This is a genomic window from Paracoccus halophilus (assembly GCF_000763905.1).
Taxonomy (GTDB): Bacteria; Pseudomonadota; Alphaproteobacteria; order Rhodobacterales; family Rhodobacteraceae; genus Paracoccus; species Paracoccus halophilus.
Genome location: NZ_JRKN01000011.1, coordinates 78,294 through 97,957 on the forward strand (window position 1 = coordinate 78,294; position 19,664 = coordinate 97,957).

Annotated in this window: 19 protein-coding genes; 14 read left to right on the forward strand and 5 right to left on the reverse strand. The window is 66.2% G+C overall.

Annotated elements, in window-relative coordinates:
- Window positions 1-16 precede the first annotated feature (16 nt).
- Window positions 17-1,531, reverse strand: a complete 1,515-nt coding sequence (locus IT41_RS10030) for an aldehyde dehydrogenase (NADP(+)) (protein ID WP_036740818.1) — start codon at window positions 1,529-1,531, stop codon at window positions 17-19.
- A 244-nt stretch (window positions 1,532-1,775) separates the two neighbouring features.
- On the opposite strand from IT41_RS10030, the gene IT41_RS20700 reads away from it, so the two are divergent.
- Window positions 1,776-1,961, forward strand: coding sequence for a hypothetical protein (locus tag IT41_RS20700; RefSeq protein ID WP_036740820.1), 186 nt, complete (start codon window positions 1,776-1,778; stop codon window positions 1,959-1,961).
- Window positions 1,958-3,439 carry a sodium:solute symporter family protein gene (locus tag IT41_RS10040; protein WP_052081379.1) on the forward strand — a complete coding sequence of 494 codons (1,482 nt, stop codon included), beginning with the start codon at window positions 1,958-1,960 and terminating at the stop codon, window positions 3,437-3,439. The genes IT41_RS20700 and IT41_RS10040 overlap by 4 nt, the downstream gene beginning before the upstream one ends.
- Window positions 3,440-3,487: 48 nt before the next feature.
- On the opposite strand, the gene IT41_RS10045 is transcribed toward IT41_RS10040, so the two are convergent.
- From IT41_RS10045 to IT41_RS10055, 3 genes are all read right to left on the reverse strand, one after another.
- On the reverse strand, window positions 3,488-4,858 hold the full coding sequence (locus IT41_RS10045; protein WP_036740851.1) for an aspartate aminotransferase family protein: 1,371 nt from the start codon (window positions 4,856-4,858) through the stop codon (window positions 3,488-3,490).
- An 11-nt stretch (window positions 4,859-4,869) separates the two neighbouring features.
- Window positions 4,870-6,327 (reverse strand): NAD-dependent succinate-semialdehyde dehydrogenase, encoded by a 1,458-nt coding sequence (locus IT41_RS10050; protein WP_081967517.1) that lies wholly within the window; start codon window positions 6,325-6,327, stop codon window positions 4,870-4,872.
- 133 nt (window positions 6,328-6,460) lie between these two features.
- A complete protein-coding gene (locus IT41_RS10055; protein WP_036740855.1) occupies window positions 6,461-6,937 on the reverse strand; it encodes an Lrp/AsnC family transcriptional regulator in 477 nt (158 codons plus the stop codon).
- Window positions 6,938-7,009: 72 nt separating this feature from the next.
- On the opposite strand from IT41_RS10055, the gene ehuR reads away from it, so the two are divergent.
- From ehuR to IT41_RS10115, 12 genes are all read left to right on the forward strand, one after another.
- On the forward strand, window positions 7,010-8,371 hold the full coding sequence (gene ehuR, locus IT41_RS10060; RefSeq protein ID WP_052081380.1) for a MocR-like ectoine utilization transcription factor EhuR: 1,362 nt from the start codon (window positions 7,010-7,012) through the stop codon (window positions 8,369-8,371).
- Window positions 8,372-8,566: 195 nt separating this feature from the next.
- Window positions 8,567-9,604 carry a TRAP transporter substrate-binding protein gene (locus IT41_RS10065; RefSeq protein WP_036740822.1) on the forward strand — a complete coding sequence of 346 codons (1,038 nt, stop codon included), beginning with the start codon at window positions 8,567-8,569 and terminating at the stop codon, window positions 9,602-9,604.
- Window positions 9,605-9,684: 80 nt separating this feature from the next.
- Window positions 9,685-10,332, forward strand: coding sequence for a TRAP transporter small permease (locus tag IT41_RS10070; protein ID WP_081967518.1), 648 nt, complete (start codon window positions 9,685-9,687; stop codon window positions 10,330-10,332).
- 3 nt (window positions 10,333-10,335) lie between these two features.
- Window positions 10,336-11,622: a TRAP transporter large permease gene (locus IT41_RS10075; protein ID WP_036740824.1), complete on the forward strand. Its 1,287-nt coding sequence runs from the start codon at window positions 10,336-10,338 to the stop codon at window positions 11,620-11,622.
- Window positions 11,623-11,631: 9 nt separating this feature from the next.
- Window positions 11,632-12,075, forward strand: a complete 444-nt coding sequence (locus IT41_RS10080; protein WP_036740826.1) for a universal stress protein — start codon at window positions 11,632-11,634, stop codon at window positions 12,073-12,075.
- Window positions 12,076-12,095: 20 nt separating this feature from the next.
- Window positions 12,096-12,800, forward strand: coding sequence for a maleate cis-trans isomerase family protein (locus tag IT41_RS10085; RefSeq protein ID WP_052081382.1), 705 nt, complete (start codon window positions 12,096-12,098; stop codon window positions 12,798-12,800).
- Entirely contained in the window at window positions 12,794-13,747 is a 954-nt protein-coding gene (gene eutB / locus IT41_RS10090; RefSeq protein ID WP_036740827.1) for a hydroxyectoine utilization dehydratase EutB, read from the forward strand. Before IT41_RS10085 ends, eutB begins: the two co-directional genes overlap by 7 nt.
- Window positions 13,744-14,721 carry a cyclodeaminase gene (locus IT41_RS10095; protein WP_036740828.1) on the forward strand — a complete coding sequence of 326 codons (978 nt, stop codon included), beginning with the start codon at window positions 13,744-13,746 and terminating at the stop codon, window positions 14,719-14,721. Before eutB ends, IT41_RS10095 begins: the two co-directional genes overlap by 4 nt.
- Window positions 14,714-15,910, forward strand: a complete 1,197-nt coding sequence (doeA, locus tag IT41_RS10100; protein ID WP_036740829.1) for an ectoine hydrolase DoeA — start codon at window positions 14,714-14,716, stop codon at window positions 15,908-15,910. The genes IT41_RS10095 and doeA overlap by 8 nt, the downstream gene beginning before the upstream one ends.
- On the forward strand, window positions 15,907-16,887 hold the full coding sequence (gene doeB, locus IT41_RS10105; protein ID WP_036740831.1) for a N(2)-acetyl-L-2,4-diaminobutanoate deacetylase DoeB: 981 nt from the start codon (window positions 15,907-15,909) through the stop codon (window positions 16,885-16,887). The genes doeA and doeB overlap by 4 nt, the downstream gene beginning before the upstream one ends.
- Before the next feature lie 158 nt (window positions 16,888-17,045).
- Window positions 17,046-17,639 (forward strand): NADPH-dependent FMN reductase, encoded by a 594-nt coding sequence (locus IT41_RS10110; protein WP_036740833.1) that lies wholly within the window; start codon window positions 17,046-17,048, stop codon window positions 17,637-17,639.
- A gap of 79 nt (window positions 17,640-17,718) precedes the next feature.
- On the forward strand, window positions 17,719-18,021 hold the full coding sequence (locus IT41_RS10115; protein ID WP_036740835.1) for a GNAT family N-acetyltransferase: 303 nt from the start codon (window positions 17,719-17,721) through the stop codon (window positions 18,019-18,021).
- A 180-nt stretch (window positions 18,022-18,201) separates the two neighbouring features.
- Here IT41_RS10115 and IT41_RS10120 read toward each other — a convergent pair whose 3' ends face one another.
- On the reverse strand, window positions 18,202-19,521 hold the full coding sequence (locus IT41_RS10120; RefSeq protein WP_139221673.1) for a short-chain fatty acid transporter: 1,320 nt from the start codon (window positions 19,519-19,521) through the stop codon (window positions 18,202-18,204).
- Window positions 19,522-19,664 lie beyond the last annotated feature (143 nt).

Consider the following 19,664-nt stretch of genomic DNA (forward strand, 5'->3'; position numbering starts at 1 on the left):
CGAGCGAGGCCGGCGATCATTGCAGATCGTCCGGCAGCAGCGCCTGCGGAAAGTTCTGATAGCTGACCGGCCGCAGGAAACGCCGGATCGAGAGCGTGCCGACCGAGGTGGCGCCGAAATTCGTGCTGGCCGGATAGGGGCCGCCATGGACCATCGCGTCGCAGACCTCGACCCCGGTCGGGAAGCCGTTGACCAGCACCCGGCCCGCCTTGCGCTCCAGGATCGGCAGCAGGCTCCGGGCATCGGTCAGATCGCCGTCATCCATGTGAATCGTGGCGGTCAGCTGGCCCTCGAACCCGCGTGCGAGCGTCTGCATTTCCGCCAGCGATTTCACCCGCACGATCAGGCCCAGCGGGCCGAAGACCTCTTCGCCCAGGGCATGATCCTGCAGATAGGCCTCGGCCGTGGTCTCGTAGAGATTCGGATTGGCCTCGCGCCCGGCGCTGTCGGTGGTGTGCACGCGGCGCACGGCATTGCGCGATTCGAAGCGTTCCTTGCCGTCGCGATAGGCCCTGGCGATGCCCTCGGTCAGCATGGTCTGGGGGCCGGTCGCGGCCAGCGCCGCCTTGGCGGCGGCGATGAACCTGTCCGCCTCCGGCCCGTCGATGGCGACCGCGATGCCGGGATTGGTGCAGAACTGGCCCGCGCCCATGGTCAGGCTGCCGGCCCATCCCTTGCCGATTTCGCCGCCCCGCGCGGCCGCCGCATGGGGCAGCACGAACATCGGGTTGACGCTGCCCAGCTCGCCAAAGAAGGGGATCGGCTCGGGCCGCTGCGCGCAGAGGTCGAAGAGCGCCCGCCCCCCGGCCAGCGAGCCGGTAAAGCCCACCGCCTTGATGCGCGGATGCTGGACCAGCGCCGTGCCGACATCGCGGCGCCCGCCCTGGATCAGGCTGAAGACGCCGGGATGCAGGTTTTGCGACCTGATCGCGGCATGGATCGCCTCGGCCACGATCTCGCCGGTGCCGGGATGGGCGGAATGGCCCTTGACCACCACCGGGCAGCCTGCGGCCAGCGCGGCGGCGGTGTCGCCGCCCGCGGTCGAAAAGGCCAGCGGGAAGTTCGAGGCGCCAAAGACCGCGACCGGGCCGATCGGCCGCTCGATCAGGCGGATATCGGGGCGGGGCAGCGGCTGGCGGTCGGGCAGCGCCGGATCATGGCGGCGGTCGAGATAATCGCCCTTGCGGATATGTTCGGCGAACAGGCGAAGCTGGCCCACGGTGCGGCCGCGTTCCCCCTGCAGGCGGGCCTCGGGCAGGCCGGTTTCCTGGCTGCCGATCTGGGTGATCGCCCCGGCGCGGGCCTCGATCTCATCGGCGATTGCGTCGAGAAAGGCCGCGCGTTCCTCGCGCGTGCTGTAGCCATAGGACCAGAACGCATCCTCGGCCGCCTCGCAGGCGCGGTCGACCAGATCGACGGTGCCGGTGCTGAACGCATGCGCCGGGCCATGCGCCGGCTCGGACTGGAAGGTCGCCTCGCCGCCGACCCATTCGCCGGCGATCAGGTGCTTGCCATGAGGGGTGAAGATCATCGAAACATCCTTTCAGCTTTGCGCTCGGGCGGCCCCTGCCGCATTCAAGACATCATATAACCCATGTCAATCATGGGCGTAATATCACCGGGCGGAAAGACATCACCCGGAGCAGGGGCGGCCGGCCTCCCCTCGGCCACGCCTGGTCGGCGCGCGATCGTTGCCGATGCGGCGGAATGGAAACGAAGAAGTGGTACGTCGAAGCAGGCTCTGACATAACTCAACAACCTGAGAGGAGCGAAAAATGCTGCGTAAAATATCCCTGTGGCTGGTGGGGCTGGTCGTTCTGGCCTGTTACGTCGTGCCTTACGGCCTGCTCGCCGACACGCCCAGCTGGACCGGCGCCTTTCTTTTCTGGACCCTCGCCGGCGTCGCCGTCATCGTGCTGAACGCGCTCGCCACCGCCTCTTTCAAGGATGATGACCAATGAGCCAGTCGTTCATCTGGTCTGGCATCGCCGCCTATGTGGTCATCTCGGTGCTCGTCGCGATCCTGTCGCGGGCCGGAAAATCCGCCACCATGTCGGATTATTTCCTTGGCGGGCGCAGCATGGGCGGCGTGGTCTCGGCGCTGAGCTATTCGGCGACGACCTATTCCGCCTTCATGATGGTGGGCCTTGCCGGTCTGACCTACAAGGGCGGCGTCGGCGCGCTTGGCTTCGAGATCGTCTATTTCGCCGGCGTGTCGCTGGTCGCCGTCTTCGGTCCGCGCTTCTGGGCGGCGGGCAGGAAATTCGGCTTCGTGACCCCCTCCGAGATGCTCGGGACGCGCTATGGCAGCCGCCATGTGGCGATCGCGGCGGCGGTTGTCAGCTGCATCTTCCTGATCCCCTATTCCGCCGTGCAGCTGTCCGGTGTCGGCTATCTGGTGTCCGGCATGTCCGGGGGGGCGATCTCCTTTGGAACCGGGCTGCTGATCGCGACCGCGCTGGCGATCTTCTTTGCCTATGTCGCCGGCATCCGCTCGGTCATGTGGACCGACAGCCTGCAGGCGCTGTTGATGATCGTGGCCGCATTGATCGTCGTCGTTCTGGTGGTCGGCGAACTGGGCGGGTTCACCGGCATGTTCGAAACCATCGCCGCCCGAAAGCCCGAGATGCTGACCGTGCCGGGGCCGGGGCTGTTCAGCCTGACGACCTTTATCGGTCTTACCATTCCATGGTTCTTCTTCTCGATTTCCAACCCGCAGGTCAGTCAGCGCATGTTCATGCCGGAATCGCTGGCCGCGCTGCGCCGGATGCTGCTGATCTTTCTGTGCTTTGGTCTGGTCTATACCTTGGTTTCGGTGATCTGGGGCTTTTCGGCCTTTGTCGCCTTTCCGGAGCTGGAAAACGCGGATCTCGCGACCTCGGTGCTGCTGGCCTCTGATTTCGTGCCGCCGATCCTGGGGGTGATCGTCATGGTCGGCATCCTCGCTGCGGCGGTCTCGACCATCGATTCGATCCTGCTGACACTGTCGTCCATGGTGGCGCGCGACGTCTATGGCAATCTGAGCGACGACCGCTCCGATCGCCGGCAGTTGTGGATCGGCAAGCTGGTGATTCCGGTGATCTCCGTGCTGTCTCTCGGCTTTGCGGCGCTGGAGCTCAACCTGATCTCGATCCTGTCGGTGGCCGCCTCGGCCGGTCTGGTGGTGACCGTGCCCGCCATCATCGGCACCTTCTTCTGGAAACGCGGAACGGCGGCCGGGGCGCTGGCCTCGATCGCCGGCGGCGGTCTGTTCGTGATCGCGATGTACCTGACCGGCAACAATCTGTTCGGCTATAATGCCGGCATCCTGAGCCTGCCGGTCTCGGCCGTGCTGTTCGTGGGCGTCAGCCTTGCGACCCGGCCGGGCGCCGAGGTGACCGAGGGTTTCGTCTCGGACGGTGCCGCCACCCTTCCGGCAGGAGCGGCGAAATCGAACTGAGCCACGGGTAGCCCCTGAGCAGCGCCCGGCCCTTGCCGGGCGCGCAGGTCAGCCAAGCACCTCCTCGATGGCGCCGGCGGTCGCCGCCACGATCTGATCGGCCTCGGCCCGGGACAGGCAAAGCGGCGGCGCCAGGCCGATGATGTCGCCCTGCGGCATGGCCCGCGCGATCACCCCGCGCCTGAGCATGGCGCCGACCACCGCGGCCCCCCTGCCCTCGGAGGCCGGGAAGAACCGCCGCGCGTCGCGATCGGCCACCAGTTCGACGGCGCAAAGCATGCCTTCGCCGCGCACCTCGCCGACATGGGCGTGATCGCCGACCGCCGCGCGCATGGCCTGCGTCAGATAGGCGCCGGTTTCGGCCGCGTTCCGCACCAGCCCAAGCTCGTCAATCAGCCTGAGATTGGCGATCCCGGCCGCCGCGCCGATCGGATGCGCCGAATAGGTCCAGCCATGCCCCAGCACGCCGAATTCGTCATTGCCGCGCATCAGCACATCCCAGACGCGCTGCCCGACAATCGTCGCCGAAAGCGGCGCATAGGCCGAGGTCAGCCCCTTGGCGCAGGTGATCAGGTCGGGTTTCAGCCCGTAACGATCGCTGCCGAACATCGTGCCCAGCCGCCCGAAGCCGGTCACCACCTCATCGACGATCAGCAGGATGTCGTATTTCGCCAGAACCGACTGGATCCCTTGCCAATAGCCGGCGGGCGGCGGCACGATGCCGCCGGTGCCCAGAACCGGCTCGCCGATAAAGGCCGCGACGGTGTCCGGGCCTTCGGCAAGGATCAGCGCCTCAAGCCTTTCGGCGCAATATGCCGAGAATTCCTGTTCGCTCATCCCGGCGTCGGGGCGGCGGTAATAATAGGGCGCCTCGGTATGGACGACCTGCGCCAGCGGCAGGTCGAATTTCCGGTGGAACAGTTCCAGCCCCGTCAGGCTGCCGGTCACCAGACCCGATCCGTGATACCCGCGCCAGCGGCTGATGATCTTCTTTTTCGCCGGGCGGTTCAGGACATTGTTGTAATACCAGACCAGCTTGACATTGGTTTCATTGGCGTCCGATCCGCCCAGCCCGAAATAGACCCTGGCCATGCCCTCGGGCGCGCGCTCCATCACCATCCTGGCCAGCGTGATATTCGCCTCGGAGCCGTGGCCGGCATAGGCGTGGTAATAGGCCAGTTCGCGCGCCTGCGCGGCGATGGCCTCGCTGATCTCATGGCGGCCATAGCCGGCATTCACGCAATAAAGCCCGGCGAACCCGTCCAGCAGGCGGTTGCCATCGCGGTCGGTGATAAAGACGCCCTCGCCGCCGGTGACGATGCGCTGCGCCGCCTCGCCGCGCGCGAATTGCCCCAGATGGGTCGAGGGATGCATGAAATTCTCGCGGTCCCATTTGGCGAGTTCATCATTGGTCAGCATGACGGCTCCTTTCATGCCCAGTCGCGGCAGACATATTTGATCTCGGTAAAGGCTTCGAGGCCTTGGCGCGCGCCCTCGCGGCCGATGCCGGATTGCTTCATCCCGCCAAAGGGGATCGGCGCGCCGGTGACCCTGGTGCGGTTCACCGCGATCATGCCATATTGCAGGGCGCGGGTGGCGCGATAGATGCGGCGCGGGTCAAGGCTGTGAACATAGGCGATCAGCCCGTATTCGCTGGCATTGGCGCGGGCATAGACCTGTGCTTCGGTGTCAAAGGGGGTCAGGGCCGCCACCGGGCCAAAGGTTTCCTCGCGCATGATCGCAGCATCGTCGGGGACATCCGCCAGAACCGTGGGCTGAAAGAACAGCGGCCCGCGCGCATCGACCGTGCCGCCGGCCAGCAGCCGCGCCCCCTTGTCCAGCGCATCCGCGACATGGGCTTTCTGCTTGTCGATCTGGCGGCCATGGATCAGCGGGCCGATATCCGGATCCTCGATGCCGGGGCCAAGCGTCAGCCGCTGCGTCGCCTCGGCAAAGCGGCGGCAGAATTCGTCATAGACCGGCCGGTGGATGTAGAAACGGTTCGCGCCCAGGCAATCCTGTCCGGAGGTGGCGAATTTCGCCTTGATCCCCTCGGCCACCGCGCGATCCAGATCGGCATGTTCAAAGACGATGAAGGGCGCATGGCCGCCCAGTTCCAGCACCAGCCGCTTCACCGTTTCGGCGGACTGGCGGTACAGCAGCCGCCCGACCTCGGTCGAGCCGGTAAAGGACAGCGCCCGCACGCGCCTGTCGGCGGTCCATTCGCCGACGATGGTCGCGGCATCCCCGATCACGGTATTCACCACGCCTTCGGGAAAGCCCGCGCGCCGCGCCAGAACCGACAGGGCCAGCGCCGACAGCGGCGTCTCGGCCGAGGGATGGATGACCACCGTGCAGCCGGCGCCAAGGGCCGCCGCGGCCTTGCGGGTGATCATGGCGCAGGGAAAATTCCAGGGCGTGATCAGCGCCGCCACGCCGACGGGTTCGCGCCACAGCTCCATCTCGGCATCGGGCAGGTGGCTGGTCACGCCCTCGATATTCGGGCGCAGCGCCTCTTCGGCATAGAACTGCACGAAGCTGGCGGCATAGTCGATTTCGCCGCGCGCCTCGGAGATCGGCTTGCCCTGCTCGGCCACCATGATCCGCGCCAGATCCTCGCCCGCCGCCACGATCAGCCCGTGCCAGCGATGCAGGATCGCGGCTCGGTCCTGCGGCAGCATGCCGGCCCAGCCGGGAAAGGCGCGCTGCGCGGCGTCGACGGCGGCGCGCGCGCCGGTCGCATCGCTGGTCGTCAGCTTGGCGACAAGCCTGCCGGTCGCGGGATCGCGCACCGCCAGACCTCCGTCGCCGGCAAAATCGCCGCGATCGGCCAGCAATTCGCGGTCAGTCAACAGGCTGGCCAGACCGCCTTTTGGATCGTCAAGCATCGCGCACCTCCCTGATTGCCCCGATCATGCGCGGCAAAGCGCAGGCGGTTTCACCGAAGATGCGCGGCAGGGCAGAGGATTTCTCTTTTACCCCGCCCTGGGGCAGAGGATTTTTCTGCCCCGCCCCGGCCGACTAACGCAGCAGCGCCGCGGCGGGCGGTTCATTCTTGACCGGCTTGGTGACGATATAGCTGTAATAGCGCCGCACCCCGGCGCGGCTTTCCAGCAACCCGTCCATGAGGTCCTGAAACGCGGCCACATCCCGGGTCACCACCTGCATCAGGTAATCATAACCGCCGCCAATCGCCCAGCAGCCGGTGATTTCGGCGGTCCCGGCCACCTTGCGCTCAAAGAGCTGGAAGCTTTCGGCGCGGTGACTTTCAAGCTCCAGCGTGACAAAGACCTCGACATGGGGACCAAGCGCGGCAAGGTCGATCTCGGCCCGGTAACCCGTTATGAGCCCGGCCTTTTCCAGCCGCTTCATCCGCTCCCAGCAGGGCGTCGGCGACAGGTTCACCCGCGCCGCGAGATCGGTCTTGGCAATCCGCCCCTCGCGCGAGAGGGTCGCCAGAATGGCAATGTCACGATCATCAAGCCGGGTCGAGCGCATCCCCCGCTTGTTCCCGCCGGAACGCGTTTTGTCAATCTGGACAAGCCGGCCGCGCCCCGCTTCATTGGCCCCATGTCGCATTGGCCCCTGACCAGAACCGATATCACCCGCCCGGCCTATCGCAGCCTGGCGCAAGGCGTCGCCGCCGCGATCGACGCGGGCAGCCTGCGGCCCGGCGACAGGCTGCCGCCGCATCGCGAACTGGCCTGGCAGCTTGGCCTGTCGGTCCAGACCGTCAGCCGCGCCTATGAGGAACTGATCCGGGCCGACCTGATCTCGGGCGAGGTCGGGCGGGGCAGTTTCGTGAAATCGGGCCCGCGCGAGACGATCGAGGTGCCCTGGTTCCGCGCCCCCACCGACCGCCCGCCAATCGACATGTCGATGATGACGCCGGTCGCACTGCCGCAGATCGTCGAGGCATGGCGGGCCAGCCTGCTGCGCATCGCCGAACGACCGCCGGACCCGGCGATGTTTTCCTTTCGCCCGCGCCAGACGATGGCGCTTTACGGCGGCATGGCGGCAGGCTGGCTGGCGCGCTGCGGCATGGTCGTGCCGGCGCAGCGGATCCTGATCACCAACGGCACCACCCCGGCAATGTTCATCGCCCTGGGCTGCATCGGCAATCCGGGCGACGAGATCGCCACCGAAAGCTCGACCTGCCACACCCTGCGCCCGGCCGCGAGCAGCCTGCATCTGAAGCTTCGCGGCATCGCCTGTGACGCGCGCGGCATGATCCCCGAGGCGCTGGAACAGGCGGCGCGCAGCTCGAACGGGCGGCTGAAATCGGTCTTTCTGCTGCCCTCGGGGGCGGGACCCTTCGCGCGGATCATGGATCGCGAACGGCGCGAGGACCTGGCCCGGATCGCCGTGGCGACCGGGCTGATCATCCTGGAAAACGACGCGCTCGGCCCCGTCGCCGCCCGCCGCCCGCCGCCGATCAGCAGCCTCGCGCCCGAGAACAGCTTCTATTTCACCGGCCTGTCGAAATCGCTGTCGCCGGGGCTGCGCATGGGCTTTCTGGCCATGCCCGATGCCCTCGCCGAACGGGCGCTGAACCGGCATTTGGCGGTCGCCTGGATGGCCACGCCGATGATCGCGGAAATCGCCCGCGACTGGATCGCCTCGGGTCTGGCCGACGATCTGCTGGCGGCGCAGCGCGCGCAACTGGTGACGCGCAACCGCCTGGCGCAGCGCATCCTTGGCCTGCGGGCCTCGGGGTTTCCGCAGGGGCTGCATCGCTGGCTGCCGCTGCCCGCCGGTTGTGACGAACGCGCGCTCTTGTCCGAGGCGCTGGCGCGCGGGGTCGCGGTCGCCCCCGGCGCGGGTTTCGCGATCACCGATACCGCCCCCGCGCTGCGCATCTGCCTGGGCGCCCCGAGCCTGCGCGATCTGGAACGCGCGCTGCAGATCGTCGCATCGCTTCTGCCCGGCTGAGACCGGCCGCCAACAGGCGCTCCGGCAGGCGGTTTGACACTCCGCCGCCAAATTGTCATGATTTAATATATAAATTGACTTGGATTCCGATGCCGTTGAAGCGTCAGCGACAGACGGGACGGACGGCACGAGTCCGGTCGAATCAGTCCCGCAGCCGGTCCGCGCAGACCTGCCGGCCCGCAAACAGGAGGTAAAATGACCCTTAAAACCCTTACCGCAGCCAGCCTTGCCGCGCTGACCATCGGCGCCGGCATGGCTGAGGCCGAGACCTGGCGCTATGCCTTCGAGGAGGCGCTGGACGAAGTGCAGGGCAAGTTCGCGCAGAAATTCAAGGCAGAGGTCGAGGCGAATTCCGACAACGAGGTCCAGCTTTTCCCCTTTGGCACGCTGGGCGAATCGGTCGATATCATGGAGCAGGCGCAGTCGGGCATCCTGCAATTCGTCGACCAGTCGCCGGGCTTCACCGGCGCGCTGATCCCCGAGGCGCAGGTTTTCTTCGTCCCCTATCTGCTGCCGCAGGATCAGGACCAGCTGTTCAGCTTTTTCCGCAACTCAAAGGCGGTCAAGGAGCTGTTCCCGCCGCTTTACGCCGAGCAGGGGCTGGAACTGCTGACCATGTTCCCCGAGGGCGAGGTCATGATGACCACGACCGAGCCGGTCCGGGCGCCCGCCGATCTGAACGAGGTCAAGTTCCGGGTGATGACCAACCCGCTGATCGTCGAAAGCTATCAGGCCTTTGGCGCCACGCCGACGCCGCTGCCCTGGGGCCAGGTCTATGGCGCGCTGCAGACCGGCATGATCCAGGGGCAGGAAAACCCGGCCTTTTTCATCGAATCGACGAAAATGTACGAGGTGACGGATTACATCACCCGCCCCGGCCACAACAATTTCACCACCGCCGTCATGGCCAACAAGGATTTCTATGACGCGCTGTCCGACGAGGACAAGCAGGTGGTGCAGAACGCCATCGCGGTGGCCTTCGACTATATCCTAGAATATCAGGACGGCCTGACCGAGGAATCGCTGGCAAAGATCCGCGAGGCCAAGCCCGCGATGACCATAACCACGCTGACCGAGGAAGAGCGCGCGCCCTTCAGGGAAACCGCCGCCGCGGTGGAACAGAAATATCTGGAAATCGGCGGCGCGCAGGCTCAGGCGATTCTGGACCAGATGAAGGCCGACCTCCAGGCCGCCTCGGAGAGCGCGCAGGCCGAGGCGGCCGCCGCGAACTGAGGTCAGGCGGCCGCGACAGGACCCGGCCGGCGCCAGTTGCCGGCCGGGTGCAGCAGCCCCGTAGCACAAGGCGGAACGGCATGAAGCTTGACCACCGGCAGGCGCCCGATCCGGACCCGGATCTGATCGCCGCTGCCGAAACCACGGCTGTCGATGACGATATCGACGATTCCGAATATGTCTCGGGCCTGCCCGGTTTTCTGGGCGTGATCGACGTCGCCATCGCCCGGATCGAGGCGGTGCTGCTGGCGCTCGGCGTGCTGCTGATGGCCGCGAATACGGTGGCCAATGTCGTCGGACGCATCGCCGGGCACACGATCTATTTCTCGGAGGAGCTGAATCAGGCGCTGATCATCCTGATCACATTCGCCGGCATCTCCTATGCCGCGCGGCATGGCCGCCATATCCGGATGTCGGCCTTTTTCGACGCCATGCCGTTCCGCAGCCGCAAGCTGATGATGATTTTGATCGCCGCTGTCACCTCGGCCACCATGTTCCTGCTGACCTGGTATTCGCTGGCCTATCTGCTGGAACAGGCGGGCCGGGGCAGGCTGCTGCCGGCGCTGCGCATCCCGCAATGGTGGATCATCGTCTGGGCGCCGCTGGGCTTTTTCCTGACCGGCATCCAGTACGGGCTGACCACGGTCAAGAACATGCTCGACAAGGATATCTGGCTGTCGACCAGCACGCTCGAGGGCTATGACGACAGCGCGGAAGAGGAGGTCTGAGCCATGACCCTGGCCATTTTCGGGACCATGACCGTCCTGCTTCTGCTGGGTTTCCCGATGATGATCCCGCTGATCGCGGGGTCGCTGATCGGCTTCGTCGCGCTGTTCGGCGGGTTCGGGCAGCTTGACACGATGGTCCAGCAGATTCTGGCCGGCATCCGCCCGGCCAGCCTGATCGCGGTGCCGATGTTCATCTTCGCGGCCGATATCATGACGCGCGGACAATCGGCGACCCGGCTGATCGATCTGGTGATGGCCTTTGTCGGCCATTTCAAGGGCGGCCTGGCGATCGCGACGGCCGGCGCCTGCACCATGTTCGGCGCGGTCTCGGGCTCGACCCAGGCGACGGTGGTCGCGGTGGGCGGGCCGCTGCGGCCGCGCATGCTGAAATCGGGCTATAATGACAGCTTCGTGCTGGCGCTGATCGTCAACGCCTCGGACATCGCCTTTCTGATCCCGCCCTCGATCGGGATGATCATCTATGGCGTCGTCTCGGGCACCTCGATCTCGGAGCTGTTCATCGCCGGGATCGGGCCGGGCCTGCTGATCCTGCTGCTGTTTTCCATCTACAGCCATGTCTACGCCAGGCGGAACGGCGTCCCGGTCGAGCCGAAATCGACCTGGGCGGAACGCGGAACCGCCCTGCGCCGCGCGCTCTGGCCGCTGGGTTTCCCGGTGATCATCATCGGCGGCATCTATGGCGGGTTCTTCTCGCCGACCGAGGCGGCCGCGGCCTGCGTCCTCTACGCGCTGTTCCTTGAAATGGCGGTTTTCCGCGAGATGAGCCTGAAACAGCTTTACGCCACCGCGAAATCGACCGGGCTGATCACCGCCGTCGTGTTCATCCTGGTCGGCGCGGGCGCGGCATTTTCCTATGTCATCAGCTTTGCGCAGATCCCCCAGCAGGTGCTGGCAGGGATCGGCATCGACCAGATGGGGCAATATGGGGTGCTGTTCACCATCTCGATCGCCTTCTTCGTCGGCTGCATGTTCGTCGATCCGATCGTGGTCATCCTGATCCTTGTGCCGATCTTCGCGCCGGTGGTGGCCGATATCGGGCTGGACCCGGTGCTGGTCGGCACGATCATCACGCTGCAGGTCGCCATCGGCTCGGCGACGCCACCCTTCGGCTGCGACATATTCACCGCCATCGCCGTCTTCAAACGTCCCTATTCCGAGGTGGTCAGGGGCACGCCGCCCTTTATCCTCATGCTGCTTTCGGTCGCGGTGGCGCTGATCTTCTTTCCGCAGATCGCACTGTTTCTGCGCGATATGGCCTTCGCGAAATAGGGAGGGTGCATGTTCCACAAGATCCTTGTCGCCTATGACGGCTCGAAAGGGGCGGAACGCGCGCTGGACAAGGCCATCGAGATGGCCCGGCTGACCGGCGCGGAGCTGGTCGTGCTGACCGTCTATCGCCATCATTCGATGCTCGAGGCCTCGCTTTCCATGGTGCGCGGCGCGGTCGAGCGGGGCCGCAATCTGGACAGCGCTATGCGCGATGTCGCGCGCGAGGCGGCGGATTTCGCCAAGCAGCGCGCGCTCACGGCCGGGCATGACAAGGTCAAGGCCTTCATCAGGACCGGCCAGCCGGCGCGGACGATCATCGCGACCGGCCGGGAAAAGGGCTGCGATCTGATCGTCGTGGGCTCGCGCGGGCTTGGCGCGACCGAGGGCTATCTGCTGGGTTCGGTCAGCCACAAGGTGACCGGGCTTGCCGATTGCCCGGTCATGGTCGTCTGACCGGAAAGGGGTTATCGCGGATGCAGCGCGACAATCTGGCACGTTTCGGGCTGATCGCCCTGGCGACCGACCTCACGATCGAGGGCGACGCGGCGCGCCTGCTGCCCGCGAACTGCCGGCTGCATGTCACGCGCATCGCGTTCGAAAACCCCACCACGCGCGAGAACCTGTTGCGGATCGGCCCGCATCTGCGCGCCGCCGCCGACCTGCTGGTGCCCGGGGTCGGGCTGCGCGGGATCGGCTTTGGCTGCACCTCGGCCGCGGCGGTGCTGGGCCAGGGCGTCGAGGCGGCGATCGGCGATCGCGCCCCGGTCAGCACGCCCGGCGGCGCGGCGCTGCGGGGGTTTCGCGCGCTTGGTGTCGGCCGGATCGCGCTGATGACCCCCTATCTGCCCCGGACCGCCGATCTGGTCGGCGACTATTTCCAGGCGCAGGGCCTGCGGGTCGTGCGCCGTCACTCCATGGGCCATGCCGATGATCGCGAGATGGCCATGCTGTCGCCGGACGAGGTGGTCGATTTCGCGCTGGAATCGGACCATCCCGAGGCCGAGGCGCTGTTCATCTCCTGCACGGCGCTGCCGGCAGTGCCGGTCATCGAACGGATCGAGGCCCGGCTGGGCAAGCCGGTGGTCAGTTCCAATCTCGCGCTGTTCTGGGCCATGCTGGATATCGCCGCAATCCCGGCAAGCGGTCCGGGCCGCCTGTTCGGGGTGCGGACATGGTAGCCATCGAGGATATCCTTGCCGCATCCGGACGCATCCGCGATCTGGTGCGGGTAACGCCCGTGAAACCCTCGGCCAGCCTGTCGCATCTGGCCGGCGGGCCGGTCTGGCTGAAATGCGAACACCGGCAGGAAACCGGCGCCTTCAAGCTGCGCGGCGCCTCGAACGCGGTGGCGCGGCTGGGCAAGGTGGCGGGGGTCACGACGGCATCGACCGGCAATCACGGCCGGGCGCTGGCCCATGCGGCAAGCCGGCTGGGCCTGCCGGCGGTGATCTGCGTCTCGGGGCTGGTGCCCCGCAACAAGCGGGAGGCAATCGCCGCCCTGGGTGCCGAGCTGCGGGTGATCGGCGCCAGCCAGGACGAGGCGTTCGAGGAAGCCCGCCGCCTGCAACGCGATGAGGGCTTTGCCCTGATCCCGCCCTTTGACCATGCGGATGTGATCGCCGGACAGGGCACGCTGGGGCTCGAGATCCTCGATCAGGTCCCCGATGCCGCCGCGATTGCCGTACCGCTGTCCGGCGGCGGGCTGCTGTCGGGGGTGGCGCTGGCCGCGAAATCGCGCAGGCCGGATATCCGCATCCTCGGGATCAGCATGGAACGCGGCGCCGCCATGGCCGCCAGTCTGCGCGCCGGCCACCCGGTCGAGGTCGAGGAAGCCGAAACACTGGCCGACAGTCTGGGCGGCGGGATCGGACTGACGAACCGCCTGACCTTCGCGATGTGCCGCGATCTGATGGACGGGCTGATCCTGCTAAGCGAGGACGAGATCGCCGCCGGCATCCGCCATCTGGCCCTGAAGGACGGCGAAACCGTCGAAGGCGCGGCCGCCGTCGGTGCCGGCGCGATCCTCTCGGGCAGGCTGCGGGCGGATGGTCCGCTGGTGCTGATCCTCTCGGGCGCGAATATCGACCCGACCCGCCACGCCGCCATCGTCAGGGGGGAAGGATGAGCGATATCATGATCCTGAACGCGGATCAGCTGCGCCGCCGCGTGCCGCTGGACGGCGCCGCGATCGAGGCCATCGAGCGAGCCTTTGCCCGGCTGGCCGAGGGCGGCGTGGCGATGCCGGGCGTCCTGTCCATGCACCTGCCCGAGGCCAATGGCGAGGTCGATATCAAGACCGCCCATATCCCCGGCCTGCCGGGCTTTGCGGTCAAGATCAGCCCCGGCTTCTTTGACAATCCGACGAAGGGGCTGCCCTCGACATCCGGGCTGATGGTGGTCCTGTCGGGCGAAACCGGCCGGGTTCAGGCGGTGCTGCTGGACGACGGTTATCTGACCGATCTGCGGACGGCGGCGGCGGGAGCCGTCGCTGCGAAATTCCTGGCGCGCAAGGATGCCAGCCGCGCGGCGATCTTCGGCGCCGGCATGCAGGCGCGGATGCAGTTGCGGGCGCTGCGACTGGTGCGCCCGATCACCGAGGCGGTGATCTGGGCGCGGGATCCGGCCAGGGCCGAAAACCTGGCCGCGGAACTGGCTGGCGACGGGCTCCGCATTCGGGCCGAGGGCGATCCCGAAATGGCGGCGATGGCGGCCGATATCATCGTCACCACGACGCCCGCCCGCCAGCCGATCCTGCGCGCCGAATGGCTGCGCCCCGGCCAGCATGTGACCGCCATGGGCAGCGATCAGGCCGGCAAGAACGAACTGGACCCGCAATGTCTTGTCCGCGCCGATCTTTATGTCGCCGACCGGGTCAGCCAGACCCGCGGCATCGGCGAACTGCGCGCCGCGCTTGACGCCGGCCTGATCGCCGAGACGGGCGCGATCCCCGAACTGGGCCAGATCGTCGCCGGCCGCCATCCCGGCCGGACCTCTGCCGAACAGATCACCATCGCCGACCTGACCGGGACCGGCGTGCAGGACACTGCGATTGCCATCCACGCGCTTGCCGCATTTTCAAAGGCTCAGCCCCATGCCTGAACTGCAAAGGACGCCCGAACGTTTCTCCACCGCCGAATATGAGCGCCGCCTGCGCCAGACCCGCGAGAGCATGGCGAAGCTGGGCCTCGATCTGCTGATCGTCAGCGATCCGTCGAACATGGCCTGGCTGACCGGCTATGACGGCTGGTCCTTTTATGTGCATCAATGCGTGATCGTCGGCCCGACCGGCGCGCCGATCTGGTTCGGGCGCGGGCAGGACGCGAATGGCGCGCTGCGCACCGTCTGGATGAGCGAGGACCACATCATCGGCTATCCCGACCATTACGTGCAGTCGGTCGAGCACCACCCGATGGATTACCTCTGGGCGACGCTGGCCGACAGGGGCTGGCATCGCGGCTTCATCGGGGTCGAGATGGACAATTACTGGTATTCGGCCCGCGCGCATGAGCGGCTGGTCCACGGCCTGCCCGAGGCGCAGATCCTTGACGCGACCGGGCTGGTCAACTGGCAGCGCGCGGTCAAGTCGGACGAGGAACTGGACTATATGCGCAAGGCCGCCCGCATCGTCGAGCGGATGCACCGCCGCATCGCCGACAAGGTCGAGGTGGGCATGCGCAAATGCGATCTGGTGGCCGAGATCTACGATGCCGCGCTGCGCTATGACGAATGGTCCGGTCATGGCGGCGACTACCCGGCCATCGTGCCGCTGCTGCCCTCGGGGCCCGACGCGGCGGCACCGCATCTGACCTGGGACGATCTGCCGATGAAACCGGATGAAGGCACCTTTTTCGAGATCGCCGGCTGCTATCAGCGCTATCACTGCCCGCTGTCGCGCACGATCTTTCTGGGCAAGCCCCCGGCCGCGATGCTCGAGGCAGAAAAGGCCGTGCTCGAGGGGATGGAGGCGGGGCTGGAGGCCGCCCGCGCCGGCAACAGCTGCGAAGATGTCGCGGCGGCCTTCTTTACCGTGCTGGACCTTTACGGCATCGTCAAGGACAACCGCACCGGCTATCCGATCGGCCTTTCCTACCCGCCGGACTGGGGCGAACGCACCATGTCGCTGCGGCGCGGCGACCGGACCGAGCTGCGTCCCGGCATGACCTTTCATTTCATGACCGGCCTGTGGATGGATGACTGGGGTTACGAGACGACGGAATCCATCATCATCACCGATGGCGCGCCGGAACTGTTCTGCAACCTGCCGCGCAAGATGCTGGTCAAGTCATGAACCCGATCCGCCCGACCATCGCGCTGGACGCGCCCGGCAAGACGCATGGCTTCCTGCGCCTGCCCCACAGCCGCAATGACAGCGCCTGGGGCAGCGTGATGATCCCGCTGACCGTGATCGCGCATGGCGACGGCCCGACCGCGCTGCTGACCGGGGGCAATCACGGCGACGAATACGAAGGCCCCATCGCCCTGCAGCAACTGGCATGGGAAATCGCGCCCGAGCAGGTTTCGGGCCGGGTCATCATCGTGCCCTATATGAACTTTCCCGCCTTCCGCGCCGGAACCCGCGTCAGCCCCGTGGATCAGGTGAACCTCAACCGCTGCTTTCCGGGCCGCGCCGATGGCACCGTTACCCAGAAGATCGCCCATTATTTCAACGATACGCTGGTGCCGCTGGCCGATATCGTGCTGGATTTCCACTCGGGCGGCAAGACGCTGGATTTCCTGCCCTACGCCGCCGCCCATTACCTGGAGGACAAGGAGCAGCAGGCCCGCTGCAGCGCCGCCATGCGGGCCTTTGGGGCGCCCTATTCGATGATGATGCGCGAAATCGACGCTGTCGGCATGTTCGACACCGCCGTCGAGGCGCAGGGCAAGACCTTTGTCACGACCGAGCTTGGCGGCGGCGGCACCGCAACCGCGCGTACCGCCGCAATCGCCATACGCGGCGCCCGGAATCTCCTGCGCCATGCCGGGATCCTTGCCGGCAGTGCCGAGCCGGGCGACAGCGTGATGCTGGACATGCCCGGCGATGACTGCTTCCATTTCGCGCAATGCGACGGGCTGCTGCAGCCTCTGGCGGATCTGGGCGATCCGGTGCGCGCCGGCCAGCCGCTGGCCCGCATCTGGCCGCCGGACCGCACCGGCGCGGCCCCGGTCGAAATGCGCGCGAACCGCGACGGCATCCTTGTCGCCCGGCATTTTCCGGGCCTGGTGCAAAGCGGCGATTGTCTGGCGGTGATCGCCATCGGCTGAACAGGGCGATCACCGCCAGAGGACCGCAAGAGGCTATCGGTTCGGTTTTATCGAACGCCGCATCCTTTCGGCGCCGGCTTGCCGTGCCTGTTCCAATGCCCATTATTCTTGCCAGAACCGCATTTCCGGGCATGGGCCCGCGAACACAGGAGAATAGCATGAGCAAACCGAAAATCGCCGTCATCATCGGCTCGACCCGCAAGGCACGCTTTGCCGACAAACCCGCGGCCTGGCTGATGGAGCAGCTTGCCGAACGCGACGACATGGAATTCGGACTGGTCGATCTGCGCGATTTCGACCTGCCGCTTTTCGACGAGGCGGCCTCGAATCTGTGGATGCCAAGCACGGATCCGCGCGCGGTCCGCTGGCAAGACAGGATCGGCGAGTTCGACGGCTATATCTTCGTGACCGGAGAGTACAATCACTCGCTGACCGGATCGCTCAAGAACGCGCTGGATCAGGCCTATAAGGAATGGAACCGCAAGCCCGCGGCCGCCTTTGGCTATGGCGGCGTCGGCGCGGCGCGGGCCATCGAGCATCTGCGCGGCATCGCGGTCGAATTGCAGATGGTGCCCCTGCGCAACGCCGTGCATCTGGGCGGCGGCGAGTTCATGAAAGTGTCGCCGCTGGGGCAGAACGGTGACATGTCCGAGGTCGCGCCGGTGCTGAAGCCCAGTCTGGACGCCATGCTGGCGGAACTGGCATGGTGGGCCGAGGCGACCCGCGCCGCACGGGCCAGAACCGGCGCCTAGCGCGCCGGCCTCGCCGGATGGCGGCCGTGTTGCCACGCCGCCATCCGCCAGTCAGACGCACATGCAAAGGGGGACCGGGATGACCGATATCGCGATTACCAGGGAAGACGAGGGCGAGGCGGGCCGCTATGTCGCCCGCATGGAGAGCATCGAGGGCGAGGGCGAGATCACCTTTACCCGCCCGCGCGATGGCGTGATCAGTGCCAATCACACCAATGTCCCGCCCTCGATGGCCGGCAGGGGCGTGGCCCGGGCGCTGCTTGACGAGATGCTGGCGGATGCGCGCCGGAGCGGCTTTCGCATCATCCCCGTCTGCGCCTATGTCCGGGGGCAATATGCCCGCCATCCGGAATGGGCGGATCTGTTCACCACCAAGCCGTAGGATCAAACAGCCAGCAACGCGATCAGACACAGTCCTTGATCGGGCGGAGCTAGTTTTACGATGCCCGCCGGTTCGCCGGCGCTGCCCTGCATGAGGACTAGGCAGCGCCGGCTCAGTTCAGCACCAACGGGGCAATCTTCAGAACCGATCCCGGATCACGATTGCAAGCCGATTGGCAGCTTAAGGCACGAACACCAGGCCGGCACCTATGATCACCCCGGTCACCACCAGGACGATCAGGCAAAATCCCATGATGTCCTTGGCCGACAGCCCGGCGATGGCCAGCGCGGGCAGTGCCCAGAACGGCTGGATCAGGTTCGTCCAGGTATCGCCCCACGCGACCGCCATGGCCGTGCGGGCCGGGTCCACGCCCAATGTCGCGCCTGCCTGAAGCATGATCGGCGCCTGAACCGCCCATTGGCCGCCGCCCGAGGGAACGAAGATGTTCACGATGCCCGCCGACAGAAAGGTGAATAGCGGAAAGCTTTCCGGCGAGGAAATGGCGACGAAACCTTCGGAAATCGTGGCCGCCAGTCCTGACCCGACCATCATCCCCATGATCCCGGCATAGAACGGGAACTGAATGATGATGCCGCTGGCGCCATCCACGGCCCGCTTGACCGCGGCAAGGAAAGCCAGCGGCGTTCCGTGCAGCAGGATGCCCAGGAACAGCAGCGTGAAGTTCACGATATCGAGGTTCAGCCCCTGGCGGTTCCAGATGAAATAGATCCCGACATAAAGCAGGCCCAGAACCCCGCTTGCCATCGACAGGAACCGGCTGTTTTCAAGGTTTCCGGCGGTCCCGGCATGGGCGGTGGGCTTTGGCTCGGGCGGATCGACCAGCAGTGCGGGATCGACTGTCACCGCCTCGTCCGACGGCGGCATGATCAGCCGCGTGGTCAGCGGGATGGCGATGAACAGCGCCACGACGATCACGATGTTCATCGTCGAGAAGATCGTCTGACTGGCGGGGACGACGCCGATCATGTCCTGGGTGAAATGCCCCTCGGTCGCGATCACCAGCGGGATCGAGCCGGACAGGCCGCCATGCCAGACCATGAAGCCGCAATAGGCGCTGGCTATGGCAAGACGATAGTCCAGCCCCTTCACGGTCCGGCCCAGCTGGCGCCCAAGCAGCGCGCCGATGACCAGCCCGAAGCCCCAGTTGAACCATGAGGCAACCAGTGAAACCACCGTGATAAGCAGAATTGCCTGCCCGGGTCCGTTGACCTTGGATGCGAGACCCCGCAGCAGCCTTTGAAACAACGGCGTACTGGCCACCACGAAACCGGTGACGAGGATCAGCACCATCTGCATGGCAAAGGACAGCAGTTTCCAGAAACCGTCGCCCCAATATTGCGCCATGGCAAAGGGCGATTGGCCCTCGACGATCATGCCGGCGCCGAAAACGACCAGGGTCAGGATCAGCACCAGAACGAAGGCATCGGGAAGGAAGCGCTCGACCAGATTGACCGAGGCGCGCGTGATTGCACGTATCATGTGTCCATCCCCCTCAGAGCCTGATCGGAAATGAGTTGGGTGATTTCAGCGAGTTATGATTCTGTTTGTTTGTGAGAACGAACGGAGATCATGATGCCCTGGACCGAAATCACCCGGAAACGATACGAGCGCAAAGCGGCTCG

Coding starts and splice junctions, on each gene's coding strand:
- IT41_RS10075 (WP_036740824.1), top strand. CDS start 10,336: ATGACCCTGGCCATTTTCGGGACCATGACCGTCCTGCTTCTGCTGGGT.
- IT41_RS10120 (WP_139221673.1), bottom strand. CDS start 19,521: ATGATACGTGCAATCACGCGCGCCTCGGTCAATCTGGTCGAGCGCTTC.
- eutB (WP_036740827.1), top strand. CDS start 12,794: ATGGTAGCCATCGAGGATATCCTTGCCGCATCCGGACGCATCCGCGAT.
- IT41_RS10095 (WP_036740828.1), top strand. CDS start 13,744: ATGAGCGATATCATGATCCTGAACGCGGATCAGCTGCGCCGCCGCGTG.
- IT41_RS20700 (WP_036740820.1), top strand. CDS start 1,776: ATGCTGCGTAAAATATCCCTGTGGCTGGTGGGGCTGGTCGTTCTGGCC.
- doeA (WP_036740829.1), top strand. CDS start 14,714: ATGCCTGAACTGCAAAGGACGCCCGAACGTTTCTCCACCGCCGAATAT.
- IT41_RS10065 (WP_036740822.1), top strand. CDS start 8,567: ATGACCCTTAAAACCCTTACCGCAGCCAGCCTTGCCGCGCTGACCATC.
- IT41_RS10050 (WP_081967517.1), bottom strand. CDS start 6,327: ATGCTTGACGATCCAAAAGGCGGTCTGGCCAGCCTGTTGACTGACCGC.
- IT41_RS10110 (WP_036740833.1), top strand. CDS start 17,046: ATGAGCAAACCGAAAATCGCCGTCATCATCGGCTCGACCCGCAAGGCA.
- doeB (WP_036740831.1), top strand. CDS start 15,907: ATGAACCCGATCCGCCCGACCATCGCGCTGGACGCGCCCGGCAAGACG.
- ehuR (WP_052081380.1), top strand. CDS start 7,010: ATGTCGCATTGGCCCCTGACCAGAACCGATATCACCCGCCCGGCCTAT.
- IT41_RS10045 (WP_036740851.1), bottom strand. CDS start 4,858: ATGCTGACCAATGATGAACTCGCCAAATGGGACCGCGAGAATTTCATG.
- IT41_RS10115 (WP_036740835.1), top strand. CDS start 17,719: ATGACCGATATCGCGATTACCAGGGAAGACGAGGGCGAGGCGGGCCGC.
- IT41_RS10055 (WP_036740855.1), bottom strand. CDS start 6,937: ATGCGCTCGACCCGGCTTGATGATCGTGACATTGCCATTCTGGCGACC.
- IT41_RS10030 (WP_036740818.1), bottom strand. CDS start 1,531: ATGATCTTCACCCCTCATGGCAAGCACCTGATCGCCGGCGAATGGGTC.
- IT41_RS10080 (WP_036740826.1), top strand. CDS start 11,632: ATGTTCCACAAGATCCTTGTCGCCTATGACGGCTCGAAAGGGGCGGAA.
- IT41_RS10070 (WP_081967518.1), top strand. CDS start 9,685: ATGAAGCTTGACCACCGGCAGGCGCCCGATCCGGACCCGGATCTGATC.
- IT41_RS10085 (WP_052081382.1), top strand. CDS start 12,096: ATGCAGCGCGACAATCTGGCACGTTTCGGGCTGATCGCCCTGGCGACC.
- IT41_RS10040 (WP_052081379.1), top strand. CDS start 1,958: ATGAGCCAGTCGTTCATCTGGTCTGGCATCGCCGCCTATGTGGTCATC.